Source organism: Streptomyces nigra, assembly GCF_003074055.1.
Lineage (GTDB): Bacteria > Actinomycetota > Actinomycetes > Streptomycetales > Streptomycetaceae > Streptomyces > Streptomyces nigra.
On sequence record NZ_CP029043.1, the window covers coordinates 145,197 to 167,668 of the forward strand.

Sequence of the window (22,472 nt, forward strand, 5' to 3'; positions counted from 1 at the left end):
CGGATCCAGGCGCCGGAAGCCGCATCCGCCCGTCGCCCCGGACGGCCGAATCGAGCGAGTCAGATGGAGAGGACACCACGCCACGACGGCCTGCCTCAGCAGCGTCGCTCCGTTCCGTCCGGCCATCAGCTGCGCACAGCGCGTTGAAGCCCGGCTACATCCTCACGCGTCCCACACGGTGATCCAGCCACCAACACCCTCCGTGACCGGGTGAAAGGCACGACGGGTGCCCGCGAGGTACCTGTCCAGGCGAGCCTGGCGTGTGGGTGTGCTGTGTGGTGTGCTCCAGCCGGCCCTCCGGACGTCGGGCCCGGGTCGTCGCAGTTCGCCCGCCGCGGCGAGCGGGCACCCCATGCCGTCTCGAAGACTCCGGCACCTCTCACCGGCGCGCTGCGGCCCCTCGTGTCGTTTCCGTCCAGGCGCTGACGCCACCTGACCTGACGTCAGAAGCACTGCCCGTGATGAGGGACGCAGATACGCAAGCTGGTCTGCACCGGATCCCTGTCACCCGGCGGCATGCCGGACTCGCCCCGTGTGCCCGAGGAAGCGCACCGCAGCGGCGGCTGGGTCGCGAAGGACCTGGAGTTCGTCCCGGAGGCCTGGTCGCTCAAGGGCGAGGAGCTGCCGGGACCGCAGGGTCAGAGCGTGACCTGCTCGAACTCATCGACGTGCCGGAGCGGCCCGCGCAGGCCGCTCCCGCAGACGGCTATCTGTGGTGATGGTGAGCCGTCACTGAAGAGACCGCCGCCGACGTCGCCCGCTCGGTCAGTGTCGCGGGAAGCATCGTCGTCTCCGGGACGCCGTCGCGCTCGGCGAGCTTGGCCATCAGCAGGTCCACCGCCCCGGTGCCGATCTCGGCCGACGGGATCGACACGGAGGAGATGGGCAACGGCGCCTGTTCGGCTGTCTCGTCGGGGCAGATCGCGACGACCGAGAGGTCCTGGGGGACGCGTAGGCCCATCGTCTGGAAGGCCGCGATCAGGGGCTGGGTGACCGGCTCGTTGTGGATGACCACGCCGGACAGTTCGGGCTGCTCGTGCAGCAGTTGCTCGGCCATGGCCTGCGCGGCCGCCGGGGTCTCCGGGCAGGGGTGGACCGAGGAACGCAGTCCGAGGCGGTCGGCGGCGGCCGTGAATCCGGCGGCGACGCGGCGGGCGAAGCCCGTGCCGCGGACGTACACCTCCGGGGGCGAGCCGACCAGGGCCACCGTGCGGTGGCCCATCGAGGCGAGGTGTTCCACGCATGCTTCGCCGGCGCCCGCGAAGTCCAGGTCGATGCATGTGAGTCCGGCCGGGTCGGAGGGGAAGCCGATCAGGACGGACGGCTGGTCCAGGCCGCGCAGCAGGGGCAGCCGCCGGTCGTCCATCTCGACGTCCATGATGATGAAGGCGTCCGCCAGGCGGCTGCGGGCGACCCGGTTGATGCCCTCCTCCCCCTCGTTGTGGGTGAGGAGGAGGACGTCGTGGTCGTGCTCCCGGGCGGCGGTGGCCACGGAGGTGGCGAACTGCATCACCACGGGCATGTGCATGCCCTTGCGGAGGGGCAGGACGAGGCCGATCACCTGTGATCTGCTGCTGGCCAGGGACCGGGCTCCGGCGTGCGGCCGGTAGCCCAGTTCCCGGATGCTGTCCTCTATGCGCCGACGCGTCTCCGCAGAGATCGGTCTCTTGCCGCTGAGGGCATAACTGACCGTGCTGGGCGACACGTTGGCGTGCCGCGCCACGTCAGTGATCTTGACCATGGGGTGTACCTTCTCGAGTCCCGCTGTACTCCGTCATCCTCGGGCATCGGAGAGTGTCAGGGCGAGTACGGCCGTACCGGCCGCGGCGCGCGCCGAGGGGCCGCCGGCGACCTCGATGCCCCAGGGCAGGGAGGCGTCGGAGGTCTCGGCACGCAGCGTAAAGCCTTCGCGTACGACGGTGATCTCGACCGGGGCCGTGCCGTCCTCGCGGGGGATGCGCACGGTGGTGCGGGAGCCGTCGGCCGGTTCGAAGACCCGGACGGTCACCTCGTCGGCCCACGTGTAGTCGGGACGTTCGTCGACCGAGCCGACCGGTATCGCGGCACCGGGCCGGGCCAGCAGCGGCAGGCTGAGGTAGTCGTGGGTCTCGCGCACCCAGCGTGGGCCGGTGACCTTCTCGCCGGTCGTGAAGTGCGTCCACGTGCCCTCGGGCACGTAGTACGACACCTCGCCGTCCTCCGAGAACACCGGCGCGACGAGCAGGTCCCCGCCGAGCATGTACTGGCGTTCCAGCGGGGCGCAGGCCGGGTCGTCGGGGAACTCCAGCATCATGGCCCGCATCATGGGGATGCCGTCGCCGTGCGCCTGGTGCGCGGCGCCGTAGAGGTACGGCATGAGGCTGAGCTTGAGCTTCGTGAAGTGGCGCAGGACGTCCACGGCCTCCTCGTCGAACAGCCACGGCACGCGGTAGGAGGAGGAGCCGTGCAGACGGCTGTGCGAGGAGAGCATGCCGAAGGCGGTCCAGCGCTTGAAGAGGCCGGCGTCGGGCAGGCCCTCGAAACCGCCGATGTCATGGCTCCAGTAGCCGAAGCCGGACAGGCCGAGGGAGAGGCCGCCGCGCAGGGACTCGGCCATCGACTCGTAGGTGGACTCGCAGTCGCCGCCCCAGTGCACGGGGAACTGCTGGCCGCCGGCCGTGGCGGAGCGGGCGAAGAGGACCGCCTCTCCCTCGCCGCGGTGCTTGCGCAGCACGTCGAAGACGGTCTTGTTGAAGAGCTGGGTGTAGTAGTTGTGCATGCGCTCCGGGTCGGAGCCGTCGAACCACGCGACATCGGTGGGGACGCGCTCGCCGAAGTCCGTCTTGAAGCAGTCGACGCCCATGTCGAGAAGGGCTTCGAGCTTGGACGCGTACCAGGCGCAGGCATCGGGGTCGGTGAAGTCGACCAGGGCCATGCCGGGCTGCCACAGGTCCCACTGCCAGACACCGCCGTCGGGGCGCTTGAGGAGGTAGCCGGCGGCCTTGCCCTCGGCGAACAGCGGGGAGCGCTGGGCGATGTAGGGGTTGATCCATACACAGATGTGCAGGTCCCGGTCCTTGAGGCGGCGCAGCATCCCCTCGGGGTCGGGGAAGACACGCGGGTCCCACTCGAAGTCGCACCAGTTGAACTCGCGCATCCAGAAGCAGTCGAAGTGGAAGGCCGACAGCGGGAGATCGCGTTCGGCCATGCCCTCGACGAAGCCGGTGACGGTCTGCTCGTCGTAGGAGGTGGTGAAGGAGGTGGTCAGCCACAGTCCGAAGGACCAGGCGGGCGGGAGCGCCGGCCGGCCGGTCAGGGCCGTGTACTTCCGCAGGATCTCCTTCGGCGTGGGGCCGTGGATGACGTAGTACTGCAACTGCTGGCGCTCGGCGCTGAACTGGACGCGTGAGACCTGCTCGGAGGCGACCTCGAAGGACACCTTGCCCGGGTCGTCGACGAAGACGCCGTAGCCGGCGTCGGTCAGGTAGAACGGCACGTTCTTGTAGGACTGTTCGCTGCTGGTGCCGCCGTCGGCGTTCCAGATGTCGACGCTCTGGCCGTTCTTGACGAGCGGGCCGAAGCGCTCACCGAGACCGTAGACGGACGTGCCGACGTTGAGCCGGAGTTGCTCGCGGATGTAGTGCTTGCCCTCGGCGGTCTCCATCAGCGCCATGGCCTTGACGTCGCTGCTGGTCAGGGCGCGTCCGTCGGCCCGGAACTCCATCCGCCAGTCGCCGTCGAGGCGGAAGCGGACGCTCAGGTCGCCGGAGGTGAGGGTTGCCTGCTCGTCGTCGACGGCCACGACGGGGTCGTGCGGCTCGTGGTGCAGTTCGAAGTGGGGGCCGGTCTCGACGCCGCCCTCGAAGTGCGTGATGCGTACGCCGATGACACCGGGCATCGGCGCGGTGCAGTCGACGGTGATGAGTGGGCCCTTGAGCAGGTCGCCGCGGTGCCCGATGTGCTGGGTGGGCGCGTGGACCCGGAGCGTTCCGGGGCCCGGGACGGCGTCGAGGACCTCGGCCGGATACGCCGCCGTGATGCCTTCACGCAGCAGCCAGTACCCGTTGGTGAACTTCATCGTCGATGCCTTTCCCGGTGGGCGGCCACCGGCGCTCGGTTCGTGTTCGTGTGGAAGGGGGGTACGTCTTCGGCCTCGGCCGCGACAAGTCGCGCCGCGCCGGTCACTTCACGGCGCCGACGGCGATGCCTCGCGTCAGGGTCCGCTGGAAGAGCAGGAAGAAGACGATCGCGGGCAGTGCGCCGAGCAGGCCGGCGGCGTTGGTCATCGTCGCGTCCATCAGACGCTGCCCCTGGAGCACGCCGAGCGCCACCGAGACGGTCTGGTTGTCGTTCGACGGCAGCATGACCAGCGGCAGCAGGAACTCGTTCCAGGTCCAGATGAAGAAGAACACCAGCAGGACACCCAGCGTGGGCCGGCTGACCGGGACCACCATGCGCCACAGGATCTGCCAGCTGTTGGCGCCGTCGATCCTGGCCGCCTCGATGATCTCCCTCGGGAAGGCCCCGAGCACCGAGGACAGCAGGTATGTGCCGAAGGCCGCCTGGACGACGCTGAAGACGATGATCAGGCTCAGCCTGGTGTCGTACAGCCCCACTTCCTTGGACAGGTAGTACAGCGGGTAGACGAGGGCCTCCTGCGGCAGCACGTTGGCCAGCACGAAGAAGGCGAGGAAGTACGCCTTGCCCTTGATCCGGCCGATGCCGATCGCGTACGCGTTGAGCACCGACAGGATGACGCCGAAGACGGCGACGGAACCCGAGATCAGAACCGAGTTCAGCAGGGTGTTCCCGAAGTCCACCCGGGTCCAGAAGTCCTTCAGGCCGTCCAGGTAGAGGCCGTCGGGCAGGGACAGCGGGCCGTTCGCCGAGTATTCTGCCGGTGACTTCAGCGCGTTGACGAGGACGATGAGCAGCGGCAGCACCATGAAGACCGCGCCGAGGAAAATCGCCACCAGCACCGGGTAGCGCTTGACCGCGTTCACCGTGCGTCCTCCGATCGGCTCTGGAAGCGCAGTCCGACCGTGGTCAGCGCCAGGATGATGAGGGTGAGGACCGTCGCGATGGCCGAGCCGTAACCGACGTCCGTCTTCTCGAAGAAGGTCGAGAAGGAGAAGTAGGACGGCACGATGGTCGCGTCGGCGGGGCCGCCCTTGGTGAGGACGTAGACCGCGCCGAAGACCTTGAGGGCGGCGATGGTGCACCACAGCATCACCACGTGGATCTCGGGGCGGATCTGAGGCAGCGTCACGTGCCAGAAACGCTGCCACCAGTTCGTCCCGTCCAGTTCGGCCGCCTCGTGGAGCGAGGGGTCGACCCGCTGGAGTCCCGCCATGAAGATCACGACGGGGAAGCCCAGCTGCACCCAGACCATCACGGCCATCACGCTGTAGAGCGCGAACTTCGGGTCGCCCAGCCAGTCCTGCTGGAGCGAGCCCAGGCCGACCGCCTTCAGCAGCTCGTTGAGGGAGCCGTTCTCGGGGGCCAGGATCCAGCTCCAGACGATGCCCGCCACGGTGATGGGCAGGACCTGCGGGAGGTAGAAGCAGGCGCGCAGCACGCCGGCCAGCCTCGAACCGAAGTGCTTGCCGATGAAGTCGAACAGCGCCGCTGCCACCACCAGGCCGACGGCGGTGGGGATCACCGCCATCGCCAGGACCATGGCGACGCTGTGCCGGAAGGACTCCCAGAACCGCGAGTCCTTCATCAGCTCCTGGTAGTTCTCCAGCCCGGCCCAGGTGGGCGAGCCGACGCCCTGCCAGTGGGTGAGGCTGAAGTAGATGTTCATCGCGAACGGCACGATCACGACGGCCAGGAAGGCGATGACACCGGGGATCAGGTACAGCGCGTACGGGTTGCGCAGCCGGAGGGGTCGGGCGCTCATGACGTGGGCGCACCCGCGTCATAGGCCTTCTGCAGCTCGTCGAGGACGGCGTCGGGGCTCGCACTGCCGGTGATCAGCTTCTGGGTGGCCGACACCAGCACGTCGTAGAAGCCCGGGACCGGCCAGTCGGGGTAGAAGGCGAGGCCGTCGCCGGACGAGACCTTGTTGAAGTTCTCGATGAGCTCCTTGGAGCTGGGGTCGGTGATCGCCGAGGGCTCGGCGGCGACGGGCACGCCGCCGTTGTTGCCGAGGGTGTTCTGGATGCCCTTCTTCATCGTGATGTCGATGAAGTCGTAGGCCAGTTGCTTGTTCTTGGCGTTCTTCGGGACGACCCACAGATTGCCGCCGGAGCCGAGGGTGAGCTTGCTGCCCGGGAAGAGGAACGAGCCCCACTTGAACTTGTTCTCGTCGCGGAAGCGGCCGTACCACCAGCTTCCTGAGAAGAAGATCGGGGACTTGCCGCTGATGAAGGACACGCCGGCGTCCTCGGCCTTGGCGCCACTGCTGGTCTTGGCGATGTAGCCCTTCTTCACCCAGTCCGACAGGGTGTTGGCGGCGTACGTCCAGGCGGCGTCGTGGAAGTCGGCCTTGCCCTTGTAGAGCTCGAAGGAGTCGACCCAGGCGCGGTCGGCCTTGGTGAGGGCGAGCTGGTACAGGTACTGGTGGGCGGGGTACTCGGCGCCGCCGTTGGCGAGCGGGGTGATGCCCTTGGCCTTGAAGGCGGCGAGAGCCTGCTCGAACTCGTCGAACGTGGTCGGGACCTTCACGTCGTTCTTCGCGAAGAGGTCCTTGTTGTAGTACACCATCGTGTACTCGCCGAAGTTCGGGACGCCGTACCAGTTGCCGGAGCCCATGACGCCCTGGGCGTCGTAGCGGCTGGTGGTCGTGACGCTCGGGCTGAGCAGCTTGTCCCAGCCGTTCTTGGTGACCTGCGGGGTGAGGTCGGTGAGCAGGCCCTGCTTGGCCAGCAGGCCGGCGGTGGCGTTGCCCTTGTTGTACTCCATGAGGTCCGGGGCGTTGCTGGAGTTGAGCACCATCGAGGCGGTCTTCTGGATCTGCTCGAAGCCCTTGGCCTCGAACTCGACCTTGACGCCCGGGTGGGACTTCTTGAACTCCTCTATCGCCTGGTTCCAGGCGATACCCATGGCACTGTTCGGAGCTTCGTAGTGCCAGAGCTTCAGCGTCTTGCCGTCGCCCTCCGCACCTCCGTCGGAGCTCCCGCACGACGTCATGAGCATGACGCCCGCCAGGGCTGCTGCTGTGAGAGCCAGCGGTCTGCGCACCTTCACCATTGAAGTGACTCCTACCTGGGCCGAACGGATGAGGCGCCTCATCGAATCGTTTCGACGAGGCGCGTCGAAGCGCTTCGACGGAGGACCGTATGTACGGCGACCCCATACGTCAATGGCGTTTACAAATCTCTCTCGCGTATGCCCTTTATGAGCCGGGAGATCCGAAAGGTCGACCGGAAGGGGATTCCGGCCGACCGTGGGAGAGAGGGTGGGGTTCAGCCCACGGGCGTCAGCACAGGCAGGGGTTCGTTTCCCAGGCGAGACCCTGGACGTCCTTGTCGCGCAGGTGCGCCTGCCTCGTCCCGCTCGGGCATGACTTTGTGGGTGCGCGCGGAGCCGGGTTCGATCACCCTCCTTGCCGGCCCATCCGCAGGACGCTCTCAGAGCGGGATCTCGAAGTGGACGGTGGCGACGCCCGGGCCGTGCTCGCCCGTGGTGCGGGCGTCGAAGATCTCCTTGGCGAGGCCGCGCCAGAAGGCCTCCGCACCCGGGACACGAGTGTTGGTGTGGAGGTAGAGGCGGTCGTAGCCCGGAGTGGCGGCCACGAAGTCGCGGGCCTCCTCGACCAGTGTGCGTGCCAGGCCCCGGCGCCGGTGCTCCGGACGGACGTAGACGCGGACCAACTGGGCGGTGGTGCCGGACGGATAGCGTTCGGCCAGCCGGCGGGGATGCGGCGGGTGGGCCGGGCCGGTGGAGTGGACGCCGGTGGTGGCGACCACCTCGTCGCCGTGGGTGGCCACGAGCAGGACGTGGCGGGGGTTGTCGAGGTACGTGCCCTCGATGTCCATGACGTCGCGGTGCCATCGGGGTACGTAGCCGTATCCGAACTCCTCGTAGAAGGTGTCGAGCATGACGGCTCGGGCGCCGTCGACGTCCTCGCGGGTCGCAAGGCGCACGGTGTAGCCGGTGGGTGTGGTGCGGGGCATCGGTGGATCCTTCCTCATCGGTGGCGGCCATATCAGGCCCTATCAGGCCTTGTCAGGCCTGGTCCCGGCCTCGGCGGGGGGAGCTCATCGGCCTCATCGGCGCACCACGCTACCTGACAATGAAAATGATTACCGATATCGTGTCGACGATGTCGCGGCCCTGGTTCCAAGGCCGCGTCCTTCGCGACGACACGAAAAGGGGAGCCGTGGCCCATCTGCTGGTGGTCGAAAGCTGGGTCGGATCGATGAGCAGGCTGTTGCCACGGGCGATCCGGGAAGGTGGCCACGAGTTCACCTTCCTCACCCGCGACCTGCACCACTACCTGCGTGCCGCGCCCGAGGGCTCCGCGCACCCGCTGCTCGGGGCACGCAACGTGATCACCGCGGACACCAATGACACGGAGTCCCTGCTGCCCGAAGTGGAGCGACTGCACGACGTGTTGCGGTTCGACGGGGTGCTCACCTCGTGCGACTACTACCTGCCGGTGGTGGCGCGTACGGCCGCCCGGCTCGGGCTGCCCGGACCGGCTCCCGAGGCCGTCGAAAACGCCTGCCGCAAGGACGCCACCCGGCGGGTGCTGGCCGACGCGGGCGTGCCCGGGCCGCGGTTCGCGGTGCATGAGGAGTGGGCCGAACTCGCCCACTCCGCACGGAACATCGGCTACCCGCTGGTGGTCAAGCCCGTGGACCTGTGCGCCGGCATGCTGGTGCGGCGGGTGGACGACGAGGCTCAGCTCGCCGCCGCCGTCAAGGCGATGGCCGACTTCCCGGTCAACGCGCGCGGTCAACGGCGGGCGCCCGTCGTACTGCTCGAAGAGCTGCTGGACGGGCCGGAGGTGAGCGTCGAGTCGGTCTCGCACGCGGGCGCTGTGCACGCCGTCGGCGTGACCGACAAAAGCGTCGGTGGGGAGCCGGCGTTCATCGAGACCGGCCACATGTTCCCCGCCGACCTGTCCGCCGCGGACACCGAGGCCGTCACACGGACCGCGCTCCACGCGCTCGAGGCGCTCGGGCTCACGGACGGTGTGGTGACGCACACCGAGATCAAGCTGACGTCGGCCGGGCCGCGGGTGGTCGAGGTCAATCCGCGGCCTGCCGGGAACCGCATCACCGAGTTGATACGGCATGTCACCGGCATCGACCTCGCCGCCGCCTTCGTGGACGTCAGCCTGGGCCACTCCCCCGATCTGCGGCGTACGGACACCGGGCTGCGCAGTGCCGCCATCGGCTTCCTCGTACCGGAGGCGACGGGCACGCTCGAGGCGCTGGACGGCGGTCGTGTGCGGACGGCGTCGGACGTGTTGGAAGTGGAACTCGCCGAGCCGGGGCGGCAGGTGAAGGCGGCAGGCAGCAACAACGAGTACCTGGGGCATGTCATGGCGGGCGACCCGTCTGGCGCCGGGGCCCGGGCCCGGGTCGAGGCGCTGCTCGGCGAGGTGCGGACCGGGATGGTGATCCGATGAGGTCCGCCAGCCCCTTCTCCGCCGGTACGGCCCCTGCAACACCGGCTCCTGCCTCTCCGGTCTCCGCCGGCACCGCGACGACATTCGAGGAGCTGCTCTCCCTCGTCCGTACCGGAGAACTTGGCCCCGATCCAGCCGGGTTGCGGATCTCCGTGGCCTTCACCACCCGGCAGGCCGTACGGCACGAGGGGCGTGGCACCGGATACCGCAACGAGGTGCTCAGCCTGCGGCTGGCCGAGGCCGTCGGAAGTTGTGCGGTCGAGCCCGGTGCGCTGCCCGACGGCGCCGTGGACGACTGTGCCGGCGCGGATGTGGCCCTGCTGCTCGGGCATCCGATGCTGCCGGTGCGGGTCGCCGCACTCGACGCCTACCTGATGCACGTCTTCCCTCACACCCCGGAGAACGGAGCGCGGCCCGTCGCCCTGCCGGCCGGGACATCGCTGGAGAAGTCGCGCGTCCGGGCCGACGCCGTCGCCGGGCTGCTCACCCTGCCCCCTGGGTCGACGGTGCTCGTGGTCGGGGTCGTCAACTCCCTGCTGGAGGCGTTGCGTTCTCGAGGGTTGCGCTACGTCCCCTGTGACCTCAAGGGCGGTGTCACGGAGTGGGGTGAGCCGGTGGCGACCGACGCTCTCGCCTCGGCCGGCCGCTGTGACGCCCTGCTCGTGTCCGGGATGACCCTGGGCAACGGGACCTTCGAAGCGTTGCGGAAGCACGCGCTGCGGCACGACAAGCAGTTGGTGATGTTCGCCCAGACGGGCAGCGCCGTACTCCCCCGACTGCTGGGGCGCGGAGTGAGCGCGGTGTGTGCGGAGCCGTACCCCTTCTTCTGGCTGGACGGCGGACCCGGCACCGTCCACCGCTACCGCGCCGGCTGTCCGGGAGGCACCCTGTGACGACCGCCCTGCGCACCCCCGCCCGCCCGGAACTGCTCACCCTGCTCGGCCGCACCCCGGTCCTCCGCGTCACCGCCGACCTGCCCGGTCCCCACCCCGGTTTCTGGGCCAAGCTCGAAGGGCTCGCCGCGGGCGGTATGAAGGCGCGGGCCGCCGTGTCGATGCTGATGGGTGCCCGGGAGCGCGGTGAACTGCTCCCCGGCGCTCCCGTGGTGGAGTCCACCTCCGGCACCCTCGGCATCGGGCTCGCCTTCGCCGGACAGGCCCTCGGGCATCCCGTCGTCCTGGTCGGCGACAGCGAACTCGAGCCGTCGATGCGGCAGTTGCTGCGCTCGTACGGGGTCCGGCTGGAGATCGTGGACCGGCCCGCGGCCCGCGGTGGCTGGCAGGCCGCACGCATCGACCGGCTGCGCGCCCTGCTCACCGTGCTGCCCGACGCCTACTGGCCAGACCAGTACAACAACCCCGACAACACGACCGGTTACGCCTCTCTGGCCGCCGAACTCGCCGCCCAGCTGGACCACTTGGACGTACTCGTGTGCAGTGTCGGCACCGGTGGGCACAGCGCCGGCGTGATCGGCCCCCTGCGACGGCACTGGCCGGCACTGCGGCTGATCGGCGTGGACTCCACCGGCTCCACCATCTTCGGCCAGCCCGCCCGGCCCCGCCTGATGCGCGGCCTGGGCAGCAGCATCCATCCACGGAACGTCGCCTACGACGCCTTCGACGAGGTGCACTGGGTGGGGCCGGCCGAGGCCGTGGACAGTTGTCGGCGGCTCGCCCGGGGCAGTTTCGTCAGCGGTGGCTGGAGCACCGGTGCCGTCGCCCGCGTCGCCGCCTGGGCGGCCCGGGTCCACCCGGGTGCGGTCGTCGGCACCGTCTTCCCCGACGGGCCGCACCGCTATCTCTCCACCGTCTACGACGACGACTTCACCACAGCCCACGGCGTCGATCCCGCCGCCGCGGCCACTCGCCCGGTGGAGATCCCGCACCCGTACGCGGCCGAGGCCACCGGCTGGGTGCGGTGCACCCGCGTCACCGACCCGCTCGCGCCCCGCGCGGAGGGACCGATGAGGGCCGCCGATTCGCTCACGCCTCGCGCGGAGGACCGATGAGGACCACCCATCCACTCACGCCCCGCGAGGAGAGCCGATGAGGACCAGCCTGCACACCGTCCGCCTGGAGCTCGCCGAACCGTTGCGCATCTCCCGTTCGACGATGTCCGCCCGTGACGCCGTCCGGCTGAGCCTCGAGCATGAGGGCCTGACCGGTCAAGGCGAGGCCGTCAGCAGCGTCTACTACCGGCTCGACGCCGTGGCACTCGCTCGGCACTTCACCGCCATGGACGCGGACCTGGACCGCTACCCCGACCCCGAGACCGCCCTGGTAGCACTCAGCACGGGTGAGTTGGCCGGCGACGGCACTCCCCCGGCCGTGACCGCCGCCGTCGAGGCGGCCCTTCTGGACCTGGTCGGCAAGCGCGCGGGCAAGCCCGTGCACCGTCTCCTGGGTACCGAAGGCACCCCGGTCGCGGCCACCGCCCGCACCATCGGCATCACCTCGCCTTCGCGTGCGGCAGCCCAGGCCCGCGCCCTCGCGGCGAGCGGCTTCCAGGTGCTGAAGGTGAAGGCGGGGGCGACCGATCCGGAGGAGGACGTCGAGCGCGTCCGGGTCGTCCGGGACGCCGCGCCCCGCGCGCGGCTGCTCCTCGACCCGAACGGCGCCTGGACCGCCGTACAAGCCCGGGACTTGCTGCCCCGTTTCGCCGCGCTCGGTGTCGAGGCCGTCGAGCAGCCTCTCGCCCCCGGTGACCCGGAAGGGCTGGCCGCGCTGGCCGAGCGGTCACCGCTGCCCGTCATCGCCGACGAGGACGCCGTCGACCTGGAGGACGTGCACCGCCTGGCCGGGCGCGTCCACGGCGTCAACGTCAAGCTCGCCAAGTGCGGCGGGGTGTACGCGGCCCTGCGCATCGCCGAGGCGATCGACGGCAGCGGCACGCGACTGATGCTGGGTTGTCTGGTCGCCAGCACGCTGGGGATCGCGCCCGCCGTGCACCTCGCCGACCGGGCCCGCTGGACCGATCTGGACGGGCATCTGCTGCTCGCGCACGACCCGTGGAGCGGCATCGGCGGTGCGGACGGCCTGGTGCGGGCGAGCGGATCGCCGGGACTGGGCGTCGCGCCGCGGGACGGGGCGCCGCGGGACGGAGCGCCGTGAAGACCTGGCACGAGATACGCAGCCTGCCCCCCGCCGTCCGTCTTCTGCTGGTCAATCAGCTCGGCGTCAACACCGGTTTCTACCTGCTCATCCCCTACCTCGCCACCCACCTCACCGAGAACCTGGGCCTGTCGGCCGCCGTCGTCGGCGTCGTCCTGGGGGTCAGGAACCTCAGCCAGCAGGGCTTGTTCGTCATCGGCGGCACCGCCTCCGACCGGCTGGGCGCGCGAGGCGTCATCATCGCCGGCTGCGCCCTGCGCACCGCCGGATTCGCGCTGTTCGCGCTCGGCGACGACCTGGCCGTCCTGCTCGCGGCGTCCGTCCTCAGCGGGTTCGCGGGGGCGCTGTTCAACCCCGCCGTCCGGGCCTATGTCGCACAGGAGACCGAGGGACGCAGGGCCGAGGCGTTCGCCCTGTTCAACGTGTTCGCCACCACCGGCGCGCTGATCGGTCCGCTGCTGGGCAGCGCGCTGCTGCTGGTCGACTTCCGTACCTCGGCACTGACCGCCGCCGGAATATTCGCGGTCCTGACGGTCGCACAGGCCCTGCTGCTTCCCCCCCGGCCGGTCGAGCCGACCGGGGGCGGGGTGCTCGCCGACTGGCGGGAGGTGCTGGGCAACCGCGCCTTCCTGGCCTTCGCGCTCGCCGTGTCCGGCCTGTTCACCCTGGAGAGCCAGCTGTATCTGCTGCTGCCCGACGCGGCACGGCGGGCCACCGGCTGGGACGGTGCCGCCGGACTGGTCTTCGTCGTCGGCGCCCTCGCGAGCCTCCTGCTGCAACTGCGCCTGACCCGTGCGCTCAAGCGGCGCGGGGACCGGGCCCGTTGGGTGGCGACGGGGCTGTGCCTGATGGGGGCGGCGTTCCTGCCGCCCCTCCTGGTCGCCACGGCGTCCAGCGGGCCGGACGACCCGGCGCTGCGATTGCTGCCCGTGCTGGCGGGCGCCCTGCTGCTGTACCTCGGGGTGATGGTCGCCCAGCCGTTCGTGATGGACCTGATCCCCGCCTTCGGCCGGCCCGCACTGACCGGCACCCACTTCGGCCTCTTCTACGTCGTCTCCGGTGTCGTCGCCGCGATCGGCAACGCAGTTGTCGGCTGGGCCATGGACACCGGGCGAGACGGCGACGCCGCGTGGCTGCCCTGGGCGTGCTGCGTGCTGACCGGACTCGCCTCGGCGCTCGGCGTCCTGCGGCTGCGCCGCCTGGGATCGCTGCCCGCGCCGCCCCATCTCCCTGTCCCCACCGCCGCCGTACGAGGAAGGACCCCGGCATGACCTCCGCGGGGCACAACCTGCTCACCGACCACCCCGCCCTGTACGAGGCCCGCTTCCCCGACCCCGACCGCCTGGCCGCACGCTGGACGCAGGACTGCCTGCGACGGCACGGCGCCGGCAACCGTGTCCTGGACATGGGCTGCGGAACCGGCCGTGACACGGCGTGGCTGCACGGTGCCGGGCGCGCGGTGATCGGCGCGGACCTCTCCGAGTCGATGCTCGCCCACGCCCGCGAGCATCACCCCGGACCCGAGTACGTCCGCGCCGACCTGCACGGATTCGACCTCGGGCGCGAGGTGTGCGACGCCGTGGTGTGCCTGGACAGTGCGCTGCTGTACTGCCACACCAACGACCAGCTGGACGGTTTCCTGTCCTCCTGCCGCCACGCCCTCGCACCGGGCGGCCTGCTCGTCGCGGAGATGCGCAACGGCGCGTACTTCCTCGGCCGCACCGACCTCCTCGACACGCCCAGGTCCGACGCGTTCACCTGGCAGGGCACCGTCCACCGGTCCGTCACCACCCTCACGGTGGACCGTACGGGCCAACTGCTGCGCCGCAGGCGCGTGTGGACCGCCGACGACGGCACGGGACCCGTCGAGCAGCGGTCCGCGTGGCGGCTGCTGTTCCCGCAGGAGCTGCGGTACGTGCTGGCCGCTCACGGCTTCGACGTCCTGGAGCTCCACGACGGACCGGGGCCGCGCACCGAACCGCTCTGGCGCGAGGGCCTGCTCCCCGGGCACACCACCGACGCCGACCGGCTGCACGTGGTGGCCCGTCTCACCCACCCGTCCACCGGCACCATCACCGCCCCGATCGCTCACTGAGGATTCCCATGCACGACGTTTCGACCGACCGTCCCTCCTCCTTCCCCGAGCTGCGCCGCCGCGGCTTCCTCGCCGCGACCGGCGTCGGCGCGCTCGCCCTGGCCGGGTGCGGCGGGCCCGGCACCGACGACGGGGCCGGCAAGGACGACGGCTCGCCCACGAAGGGCGGGCGGCTGCGCGCCGCGTTCGCCGGCGGAGGTGCGAGCGAGACCCTCGACCCGCACCTCGCCAACCTGTTCGCCGACGTCGCCCGTGCCAAGGCCCTGTTCGACAAGCTCGCCGACTACGGCGCCGACCTGTCCGCCGTACCCCGCCTCGCGGACAGATGGGAACCCAACAAGGCGCTGGACCGCTGGCAGGTCACCCTGCGCAAGGCCGTCTTCCACGACGGCAGCCCCGTCACCGCGAAGGACGTCCTCTACAGCTACCGCCGGATCGCCGACCCGAAGCAGGCGTTCCGCGCCAAGGCGTCCCTCGAACCCATCGACCTCGACGCCAGCCGCGCCACCGGCGCACGCTCCCTCGAGTTCGTGCTCAAGCGGCCCACGGCCGAATTCCCCAACGTGCTGGCCGCGTTCGGCGCCTACATCGTGCCCGAGGGCGCCACCGAGTTCGACGAGAAGCCGGTCGGCTCCGGTCCCTTCCGCTTCGTGTCCTTCACGCCCGGCCGCTCGGCGGTCTTCCGCCGCCACGACGCCTACTGGGAGGGCGCCCCGCACCTCGACGAGATCGAGTTCGTCGTGGCGAACGAGGAGTCGGCCCGGGTCAACGCGCTGCTCGGCGGGCAGGTCGAGTACGCGCACGAACTCAACCCCACCACCGCACGCGCCCACGAGGACAAGGGGCGGATCGAGATCGTGCGGCTGCGGGGCAGCGCCATGCAGGCGTTCTGCATGAAGACCGACCGGCCGCCCTTCGACGACCCGAGGGTGCGCCAGGCGTTCTTCCTCATCGCCGACCGCCGGGAACTCGTCGACGGCGCGCTGTCCGGCGCGGGCGAGGTGGGCAACGACCTGTTCGGCAAGGGGTACGAGTACTACGCGGACGGTCTGCCCCAGCGCGAACAGGACCTCGGCAGGGCCCGCTCCCTGCTGAAGCGAGCCGGCGCCGAGGATCTGAAGGTCACCCTGGACACCTCCGCCGTCGCCGCCGGGTTCACCGAGGCCGCCGGCATCTTCCGCGACCAGGCGAAGAAGGCCGGGGTCACCGTCGACGTGAGGATGGGCAGCAAGGACTCCTACTGGAGCGACATCCTCGACAACGGCGCCCTGTGCTGCTACCGCTCCGGCGCCATGCCCATCGAGGCGCACATCTCCCAGCGGCTGCTCACCGACTCCACCACCAACGCCACCAAGTGGCGGCACAAGGACTTCGACGCGCTCTACCAGCAGGCCCAGTCCACCCGCGACAAGGCCGAACGCGCCGCAGTCTACGAGCGCATGCAGCGCCGTCTGTACGCCGAGGGCGGCTTCCTGGTGTGGGGATTCGCGGACTGGATCATCGGAACGGCCCGCAACGTCAAGGGAGTCGACGCGAAGGCGCCCGCCAACACCCTGGACTGGGCCCGGTTCGACACGGTGTGGCTCGCGTGAGCGGACTGCGTTCCTTCGTCGCCCGGCGACTGCTCCTCGGCGGCGTGCAGACCGTGGCCGTGGTGCTGCTGGTCTTCGCGCTCACCGAGGCGCTGCCGGGCGACGCCGCGGTCGCCCTCGCCGGGGACCAGCCCGACCCGGCCCGCGTCGCGGCCATCCGGGAGGCGATGGAACTGGACCGGCCGGCCTGGGAACGGCTGGCCGACTGGGCGGCGGGGCTGCTCCACGGCGACCTCGGCACCTCGCTGGTCTCCGGCCGTCCGGTGCGCCAGTACCTCGCCGACGGCTTCGGCCCGACCCTGCTGCTGGCCTCCCTGACCGTGGCGCTGCTGGTGCCGGTGGGGTTCGGGCTCGGGGTGCTGGCCGCCCGGCACGCGGGCCGGCCGGTGGACCGGCTGATCAGCTCGGTGACACTGGCCGTGTACGCGGTCCCCGAGTTCGCCCTCGGGGTGCTGCTGGTGACGGTGTTCGCGCTGCGGCTCGGCTGGCTGCCGCCGACCGCCCTCGGCTACGGCACCGATCTGCTCGCCCATCCGGCGGCGCTGGTCCTGCCCGTACTGGTCCTGCTGTCGCGGCCGGTGTGCTCGTTGGCACGGCTGGTCCGGGCGGGCATGATCGACGCGCTCGCCTCCCCGTATGTGGCGCACGCCCGCCGTTACGGCGTGTCGGGCCTCCGCATCCGGTACACGCACGCCCTGCCGAACGCCTTGGCGCCCGCCGCGCAGCAGTTGGCGCGCACCGTCGACTGGTTGCTGTGCGGTGTCGTCGTGGTGGAGGCCCTGTATGTGATCCCCGGGCTCGGCACCGTACTGCTGGGCGCGGTCGCCGAACGCGATGTGCCCGTGGTGCAGGGGCTGGCCGTGGTGTTCGGCGTGCTGACCGTCGTCCTGAATCTGGGCGCCGACCTGGTCGCCCACCGGCTCACGCCACGGGCGGGGGTGGCCGCGTGAGGGTCATGCGTGCGGGCCGCTTCACGCTCGGTCTCACCGTGGTCGCCGTACCGCTCGTCCTCGCGCTGCTCGGCCCGGTGTTCGCGGGTGATCCGGGTCCGCGGGCCGCGTCCTTCACGCTGGGTGAAGGCCACTGGCTCGGCACCGACTTCGTGGGCCGGGACGTCTGGCGGCAGGTGCTGCACGGTGGGCGCCCGGTACTGCTGACCGCGCTCGCCGCGACCGCCCTGACCTATCTGGTCGCCCTCCCGGTCGGTCTGTTCTGCGCGCTCACCCGGCACCGCTGGCTGGAGGAGCTGCTGATGCGCCCCCTGGACGTACTGCTCGCGGTGCCGTCGCTGCTGCTGATCCTGCTGGCGGCCACCGTGTTCGCGCCGGGCGCGGTGGGTCTGACCCTGTTGGTCGCGCTGGCCAACGTGCCCGACGCGGCCCGGCTGGTGCGCGCCACCGCCGCGGAGGCCGCCGCCCGGCCCGCGGTCGAGGCGCTGCGGATGCAGGGCGAGACGTGGTGGCGGACGGCTGTCGGCTATGTCGGCCGCGCCATGCTGCGCCCCCTGGCCGCCGACGCAGGCACCCGGCTCACCGGTGTGCTCTATCTGGTCGCCACGGCCGCGTTCCTCGGAGTCGGCGTGGCGCCCGACGCCGCCGACTGGGCGGTCATGGTGGACCGGAACCGGACGGGACTGTTCGTGCAGCCATGGGCCGTCGTCGTCCCCGCCATGCTGATCGTCACGCTGACGACGGGGACGAACCTCCTCTTCGACGCCGCGCTGGACAAGGGCGGTCAGCGGACAGGGAAGGAAGGACGTCCGTGAACGACGAGACCACGGGGGCGGATCCCGTCGCCGCCGAGATCCGCGATCTGCGCGTCGTGGTGGAGGGCCGGGCGATCGTCGACGGGGTGAGCCTGCGGCTCCGGCCGGGCCGCGTCACTGCGTTGATCGGCGCCTCGGGCAGCGGCAAGACCACGACCGGCCTCGCCCTGCTCGGCGAGTACCCGGAGGGCGCGCGGGTCATGGGTGAGGTACGGCTGGCGCACGGCAGCCCGGTCGGTTACGTCCCCCAGCATCCCGCGGCGGCCCTCAACCCCGCCCGTCGCGTCTCCGCGCTGCTGACCGACGTCGCCCGGACGCGGGTACGGCACCTTCCGATCCGCCGGCGCCGGGCGGCGGCCCGCGACCGCGTCCTGAGCGCTCTGGCCGAGGCACAACTCCCCGACGCCGAGACCCTGTTGCGACGCCACCCCCACCAGCTCTCCGGTGGCCAGCAGCAACGCGTCGTCCTCGCACAGGCATTGCTGCTCGGGGCGCGGGTCGTCGTGGCCGACGAGCCCACCACGGGCCAGGACGCCCTGACCAAGAGCCGTATCGTCGAACGGTTCCGGGACGTCGCGGCCCGCGGCATCGCGGTGCTGCTGCTCAGCCACGACCTGGACGTGGTGCAGTCCCTCGCCGACGAGGTGGTGGTGCTGCGGGCCGGCCGAGTCGTCGAATCGGGCCCGGCCGAGCAGGTCAGGACCTCGCCGCGGCACCCATGGACCCGTGAACTGCTGCATGGACGTGGGGAGTCGACGGACGCCGGGCATGCGCCACCGGGGGCGCGTGCGTCGCTGTCCGGTGACGGCGGCAAGGCACCCGTGCTCCGGGTAAGCGGTCTGACAGCCCGGCACCGCGACGGCGCACGCGGCGCCGCTGTGGTGTTGCGCGTCCCCGAACTCACCCTGCACGCAGGGCAGTCGCTCGCCGTGGCCGGCCGGTCCGGCAGCGGCAAGACGACCCTGGCCCGCTGCATCGCCGGCCTCCACCGGGACCACGACGGTGAGATCCTCCTCGGTGCCGATCCGCTGCCGCGCAGTCTGCGGGACCGGAGCCGCGCGCAGTTGGCAGCGGTGCAGTACGTCTTCCAGGACCCGCGCGCCGCCTTCGACGAGTACCGCCCCGTCGTACGGCAGGTCGCCCGGACCGCCGTACGCCTGCGGGGCGCCGACGAGGACTCGGCGATGCGGGAGGCCCTGGCCACCCTGGCGGACCTGGGTCTTCCGGAGGAGGCGGCCCACCGGCGTCCGGGCGGGCTGTCCGGCGGCGAGTTGCAGCGTGCCGCTCTGGCCCGCGCCCTCCTCGCCCGTCCCCGGGTCCTCGTCTGTGACGAGATCACGTCAGGCCTGGACACGGTCACCCGTCGGGGCATCCTCGACGTCCTCACCGGGCTGGTCGAGGACCGCGGCGACCTGTCGCTGGTCCTGATCACCCACGACCTGAGCACAGCGGCGCTGGCCCACCGGGTCGCCGTCCTGGACGGCGGGGAGGTCGTCGAAGAGGGTGCGACGCGGACGGTACTGGCGACCCCGGCCCATCCGTTCACCATCGCCCTCACGGGGGCGGCTGCCGGGCGTCGCCGCGCCACCCCCGTCCCCCGCCTCTGAGGCGTCTCAGAGGCGCGCTTCTTCTCGCCCGTCGAAGGCCGCGCGTGCGCGCTCGATGGCCGGCATGCTCTGCGCGGCCCAGGCCAGCAGTACGTCCACGGGGTGCCGAAGTGTCTTGCCGAGGGGCGTGATCCGGTACGCGACCGCGACGGGGCGCGTGGAGACGACCTCGCGCTCCACCACGCCGTTGCGCTCCAGGCGCCGGAGTGTCGCGGTCAGGGACTTCTGCGTGACCTGAGGGATGGCCCGGCGCAGTTCGTTGAAGCGACACGGGCGTTCGCACAGTTCGTTGAGGACACTGAGGGACCACTTGTCGAGGACCTGGTCCAGCAGTTCGCGGTGCGGGGCGTCGACGCGGAGTTCCTGGTCGAGGTGCTGGTCGGTATCCAAGGCGAAACCTGGTCTCGTTGAAGTGTCCTTCGGCCACTAAGTAGCTTACGGATACTTCGAAGAGGGAGAAGAGACCATGACTGTTCAGTACGTCACCCCCGAGGGCATGCTGCAGCCCGTTCCGTACCACCACGTCGCCGTGGGCACCGGCACGAAGCACGTCCACGTCAGCGGGCAGATCGCGCGCCTGGCCGACGGAACCGCCGTCGCGCCGGGCGATCTGGCCGGGCAGGTCGCGCAGGCGCTGCGGAACACTTCCGTCGGGCTGGCGGGTGCGGGCGCGTCCTTCGCGGACGTGGTGCGCCTGACGTCCTACGTGACCCGGTGGAGTCCGGAGAAGATCGGCGACTTCATGGCCGGCGTGGAGGCTGTGGCCGACGAGATCGGGCTCGCGCTTCCCCTGCCGCCCGCCTCACTCATCGGCGTGGAGTCTCTTTTCGAGCCGGACGTCCTTGTCGAGGTGGAAGCGACGGCGCTCCTGGACTGACCGCGGCCGGGGCCCGGTCACAGCCGGGGCTTGGCCTCCCAGCGGGGGCCCATGTCCGGGATGTCGACTCCCGCGAGTTCCGTCACCGGGCGGTGCACCCGCGTCAGATCGTGCAGCGGCGCACGTGTCTCGTCCGGCGGCATCTCCGCCCGCCGGGCGATCTCGTCCAGGAGGACGGCATCACCGTCGTGCGCCGCCTGCGCCTCCGACTCCGCCTGGGAACACCCACTCGTGCTCCGGGGTGTACTCGTGGCGCTCACCCTCGACGAACGTCCGTTCCGGGCCCGCCGGCGCTGGGTCCTTGATCGGTACTCCCGTTCGTGTCAGCTGTCGAGTTCCTCCTGGATCGGCGGCACGGGTGCGTCCCGCAGATGCCGGGACTGCCCGGCCGGCCGCCCTTGCGTGCCTGTTCCGCATGCTGTGCGGGACTCAGGTCGAGGTCGGAGGCGGGGTCCATCCGTACCGGCCGCGCCACCTCGTCCTTGTTCGCGTACTCGTCCGGCGGTATGGCGCGCAGCGCCGCGACCACCTCCTGCGATCCGCCGCCCGTCCCGCGGGCCGCCCCCACCGGTTCGTCCTTGGTCGCCGGGAAGTCGACCTCCCGAAGAGGGGCTCGGCGACGACCTTCTCGCGTCAGAGGGTGACCGTGCCGCGGATGCGGACGACGGTGGCTCCACTCACCCAGACCGTGCCGTCCGCATCGGCGGTGACCTCGATCCTCGCGGCCCGCGCCACCTTCGCTCCCTGGGAGACGCGGTAGGCAGCGGGAGCGGCGCCGGTGGAGGTGAGCCACTGTCCGACGGCGGCGTTCATGCTGCCGCACGCGGGGTCCTCGGGCACACCGATGCCCGGGGCGAACGTACGCAGCTCGAAGGTGTACTCGGAGCCCTCGGGCCAGGCGCCGATCGCGCCGACCATGGCGTCCGGGATCAGGGTCAGGTCGGGTTCGAGGGCGAGGACCTCCTCGGCGGTGGCCAGCTGGAGCACGGCCCAGCCGGGCCCGTTGTCGACCCACTGATGAGCCACGACCCGCTCCGGCGTGATCCCGAACGCCTCCACGATCCGCTTCAGATATGCGTCGTCGAGCTCGCCGACACGCACCCGCGGCGGGGCGGCGAAGGACAGCGTGTCCTCGCTGCAACGCACGGTGACGAGACCGGCGGCGCACTCCTGTACGAGGTGCCCGGCGTGCCTCGGTGTACCCCCGCCGTTCAGCCAGGCGCGCGCGGAGCCGAGGGTGGGGTGCCCGGCGAACGGCAGCTCGCCTCCCGGTGTGAAGATCCTCAGCCGGTAGTCCGCCTCCGGGACGGTGGGGGGAAGGATGAACGTGGTCTCGGACAGATTGGTCCAGCGCGCCAGTCGCTGCATCTGCTCATCGCTCAGGTCTGTCCCGTCCAGGACCACCGCGACCGGATTGCCGGAGTAGGGGGTCGTGGCGAACACGTCGACCTGCACGAAGGGACGGGTACGCGGCATGGGTAGGGTCACCTTTCGCAATGGCTGCCAAGGGGTCCATCTCAACGGCCACTTGTGCCACCGGGACAGAGCCAGTCACGGCTGAGTGGACTGATCACCGCGGACGGCCGAGGCGACCAGGCGGCCGCCGACGAACGTATGGGTGAGCTAGAGGTCGCGCAGGGCCTCGCCGGGGTCCTGGTCCCAGATGGTGAGGTCGGCGAGGCGGCCGGGCACCAGGCTGTGCACCGCCCCGGCGCGGATCAGCAGGTCGGCTCCGTGATCAGTCATCGTCTTCTGCCTCATCTCGAACGTGCCGGCTCCCGATCGAGTCGTTCGGTGACGATGTCGTCGCAGGAGAGGTGGCCTTTCACACGGGCTGCCGTGGGACCGGCGTGCCGAGGACCTG

Annotated in this window: 22 protein-coding genes; 11 read left to right on the forward strand and 11 right to left on the reverse strand. The window is 70.8% G+C overall.

Features of this window, described 5'->3' with window-relative positions; translation table 11 throughout:
* Positions 1-706: 706 nt before the first annotated feature.
* The 6 genes from DC008_RS00710 to DC008_RS00735 all read right to left on the reverse strand — a co-directional run bounded on the left by DC008_RS00710 (position 707) and on the right by DC008_RS00735 (position 8,099).
* Entirely contained in the window at positions 707-1,741 is a 1,035-nt protein-coding gene (locus tag DC008_RS00710) for a LacI family DNA-binding transcriptional regulator (protein ID WP_108705206.1), read from the reverse strand.
* 33 nt (positions 1,742-1,774) lie between these two features.
* A complete protein-coding gene (gene yicI, locus DC008_RS00715; protein WP_108705207.1) occupies positions 1,775-4,057 on the reverse strand; it encodes an alpha-xylosidase in 2,283 nt (760 codons plus the stop codon).
* A 103-nt stretch (positions 4,058-4,160) separates the two neighbouring features.
* Positions 4,161-4,925 carry a carbohydrate ABC transporter permease gene (locus DC008_RS00720; protein ID WP_108710496.1) on the reverse strand — a complete coding sequence of 255 codons (765 nt, stop codon included), beginning with the start codon at positions 4,923-4,925 and terminating at the stop codon, positions 4,161-4,163.
* Positions 4,926-4,978: 53 nt separating this feature from the next.
* A complete protein-coding gene (locus tag DC008_RS00725; RefSeq protein ID WP_108705208.1) occupies positions 4,979-5,881 on the reverse strand; it encodes a carbohydrate ABC transporter permease in 903 nt (300 codons plus the stop codon).
* The gene (locus tag DC008_RS00730) at positions 5,878-7,173 is read right to left on the reverse strand and encodes an ABC transporter substrate-binding protein (protein ID WP_108705209.1); all 1,296 of its coding nucleotides are present in this window, start codon (positions 7,171-7,173) and stop codon (positions 5,878-5,880) included. Before DC008_RS00730 ends, DC008_RS00725 begins: the two co-directional genes overlap by 4 nt.
* Positions 7,174-7,553: 380 nt before the next feature.
* Positions 7,554-8,099: a GNAT family N-acetyltransferase gene (locus DC008_RS00735; protein WP_108705210.1), complete on the reverse strand. Its 546-nt coding sequence runs from the start codon at positions 8,097-8,099 to the stop codon at positions 7,554-7,556.
* 206 nt (positions 8,100-8,305) lie between these two features.
* Here DC008_RS00735 and DC008_RS00740 point away from each other — a divergent pair, with 206 nt between their 5' ends.
* From DC008_RS00740 to DC008_RS00785, 10 genes are read left to right on the forward strand one after another with little or no spacing between them, the layout of a single operon-like run.
* A complete protein-coding gene (locus tag DC008_RS00740) occupies positions 8,306-9,562 on the forward strand; it encodes an ATP-grasp domain-containing protein (protein ID WP_208645791.1) in 1,257 nt (418 codons plus the stop codon).
* Complete coding sequence (locus DC008_RS00745) at positions 9,559-10,455, forward strand: Rossmann-like domain-containing protein (RefSeq protein ID WP_108705211.1); 897 nt, start codon at positions 9,559-9,561, stop codon at positions 10,453-10,455. The genes DC008_RS00740 and DC008_RS00745 overlap by 4 nt, the downstream gene beginning before the upstream one ends.
* A complete protein-coding gene (locus DC008_RS00750; RefSeq protein ID WP_108705212.1) occupies positions 10,452-11,570 on the forward strand; it encodes a PLP-dependent cysteine synthase family protein in 1,119 nt (372 codons plus the stop codon). The genes DC008_RS00745 and DC008_RS00750 overlap by 4 nt, the downstream gene beginning before the upstream one ends.
* Before the next feature lie 37 nt (positions 11,571-11,607).
* Entirely contained in the window at positions 11,608-12,672 is a 1,065-nt protein-coding gene (locus tag DC008_RS00755) for a dipeptide epimerase (RefSeq protein WP_108705213.1), read from the forward strand.
* Positions 12,669-13,943 carry an MFS transporter gene (locus DC008_RS00760; RefSeq protein WP_108705214.1) on the forward strand — a complete coding sequence of 425 codons (1,275 nt, stop codon included), beginning with the start codon at positions 12,669-12,671 and terminating at the stop codon, positions 13,941-13,943. The genes DC008_RS00755 and DC008_RS00760 overlap by 4 nt, the downstream gene beginning before the upstream one ends.
* On the forward strand, positions 13,940-14,767 hold the full coding sequence (locus tag DC008_RS00765; RefSeq protein ID WP_108705215.1) for a class I SAM-dependent DNA methyltransferase: 828 nt from the start codon (positions 13,940-13,942) through the stop codon (positions 14,765-14,767). Before DC008_RS00760 ends, DC008_RS00765 begins: the two co-directional genes overlap by 4 nt.
* Positions 14,768-14,775: 8 nt before the next feature.
* Positions 14,776-16,359: an ABC transporter substrate-binding protein gene (locus DC008_RS00770; RefSeq protein WP_108705216.1), complete on the forward strand. Its 1,584-nt coding sequence runs from the start codon at positions 14,776-14,778 to the stop codon at positions 16,357-16,359.
* A complete protein-coding gene (locus tag DC008_RS00775) occupies positions 16,356-17,309 on the forward strand; it encodes an ABC transporter permease (RefSeq protein WP_108705217.1) in 954 nt (317 codons plus the stop codon). The genes DC008_RS00770 and DC008_RS00775 overlap by 4 nt, the downstream gene beginning before the upstream one ends.
* 5 nt (positions 17,310-17,314) lie before the next feature.
* Positions 17,315-18,124 (forward strand): ABC transporter permease, encoded by an 810-nt coding sequence (locus tag DC008_RS00780; protein WP_108705218.1) that lies wholly within the window; start codon positions 17,315-17,317, stop codon positions 18,122-18,124.
* Complete coding sequence (locus DC008_RS00785) at positions 18,121-19,731, forward strand: ABC transporter ATP-binding protein (protein WP_108705219.1); 1,611 nt, start codon at positions 18,121-18,123, stop codon at positions 19,729-19,731. Before DC008_RS00780 ends, DC008_RS00785 begins: the two co-directional genes overlap by 4 nt.
* A 6-nt stretch (positions 19,732-19,737) precedes the next feature.
* Here the strand turns inward: DC008_RS00785 and DC008_RS00790 are convergent, their stop codons facing one another.
* Positions 19,738-20,121: a winged helix-turn-helix transcriptional regulator gene (locus DC008_RS00790; protein ID WP_108705220.1), complete on the reverse strand. Its 384-nt coding sequence runs from the start codon at positions 20,119-20,121 to the stop codon at positions 19,738-19,740.
* Between the two features lie 76 nt (positions 20,122-20,197).
* Between DC008_RS00790 and DC008_RS00795 the strand changes: the two genes are divergently transcribed.
* Positions 20,198-20,608 (forward strand): RidA family protein, encoded by a 411-nt coding sequence (locus tag DC008_RS00795; protein ID WP_108705221.1) that lies wholly within the window; start codon positions 20,198-20,200, stop codon positions 20,606-20,608.
* 17 nt (positions 20,609-20,625) lie between these two features.
* Here DC008_RS00795 and DC008_RS00800 read toward each other — a convergent pair whose 3' ends face one another.
* The 4 genes from DC008_RS00800 to DC008_RS36220 form a co-directional block, all read right to left on the reverse strand.
* Complete coding sequence (locus DC008_RS00800; protein ID WP_108705222.1) at positions 20,626-20,868, reverse strand: hypothetical protein; 243 nt, start codon at positions 20,866-20,868, stop codon at positions 20,626-20,628.
* Complete coding sequence (locus DC008_RS00805) at positions 20,865-21,176, reverse strand: DUF2795 domain-containing protein (protein ID WP_244221305.1); 312 nt, start codon at positions 21,174-21,176, stop codon at positions 20,865-20,867. The genes DC008_RS00800 and DC008_RS00805 overlap by 4 nt, the downstream gene beginning before the upstream one ends.
* A gap of 65 nt (positions 21,177-21,241) precedes the next feature.
* On the reverse strand, positions 21,242-22,084 hold the full coding sequence (locus DC008_RS00810; RefSeq protein WP_108705223.1) for a PhzF family phenazine biosynthesis protein: 843 nt from the start codon (positions 22,082-22,084) through the stop codon (positions 21,242-21,244).
* Positions 22,085-22,231: 147 nt separating this feature from the next.
* Entirely contained in the window at positions 22,232-22,354 is a 123-nt protein-coding gene (locus tag DC008_RS36220) for a hypothetical protein (RefSeq protein WP_267145526.1), read from the reverse strand.
* Between the last annotated feature and the right edge of the window lie 118 nt (positions 22,355-22,472).

Coding starts and splice junctions, on each gene's coding strand:
- DC008_RS00710 (WP_108705206.1), bottom strand. CDS start 1,741: ATGGTCAAGATCACTGACGTGGCGCGGCACGCCAACGTGTCGCCCAGC.
- yicI (WP_108705207.1), bottom strand. CDS start 4,057: ATGAAGTTCACCAACGGGTACTGGCTGCTGCGTGAAGGCATCACGGCG.
- DC008_RS00720 (WP_108710496.1), bottom strand. CDS start 4,925: ATGGTGCTGCCGCTGCTCATCGTCCTCGTCAACGCGCTGAAGTCACCG.
- DC008_RS00725 (WP_108705208.1), bottom strand. CDS start 5,881: ATGAGCGCCCGACCCCTCCGGCTGCGCAACCCGTACGCGCTGTACCTG.
- DC008_RS00730 (WP_108705209.1), bottom strand. CDS start 7,173: ATGGTGAAGGTGCGCAGACCGCTGGCTCTCACAGCAGCAGCCCTGGCG.
- DC008_RS00735 (WP_108705210.1), bottom strand. CDS start 8,099: ATGCCCCGCACCACACCCACCGGCTACACCGTGCGCCTTGCGACCCGC.
- DC008_RS00745 (WP_108705211.1), top strand. CDS start 9,559: ATGAGGTCCGCCAGCCCCTTCTCCGCCGGTACGGCCCCTGCAACACCG.
- DC008_RS00755 (WP_108705213.1), top strand. CDS start 11,608: ATGAGGACCAGCCTGCACACCGTCCGCCTGGAGCTCGCCGAACCGTTG.
- DC008_RS00765 (WP_108705215.1), top strand. CDS start 13,940: ATGACCTCCGCGGGGCACAACCTGCTCACCGACCACCCCGCCCTGTAC.
- DC008_RS00770 (WP_108705216.1), top strand. CDS start 14,776: ATGCACGACGTTTCGACCGACCGTCCCTCCTCCTTCCCCGAGCTGCGC.
- DC008_RS00780 (WP_108705218.1), top strand. CDS start 17,315: ATGCGTGCGGGCCGCTTCACGCTCGGTCTCACCGTGGTCGCCGTACCG.
- DC008_RS00795 (WP_108705221.1), top strand. CDS start 20,198: ATGACTGTTCAGTACGTCACCCCCGAGGGCATGCTGCAGCCCGTTCCG.
- DC008_RS00810 (WP_108705223.1), bottom strand. CDS start 22,084: ATGCCGCGTACCCGTCCCTTCGTGCAGGTCGACGTGTTCGCCACGACC.
- DC008_RS36220 (WP_267145526.1), bottom strand. CDS start 22,354: ATGACTGATCACGGAGCCGACCTGCTGATCCGCGCCGGGGCGGTGCAC.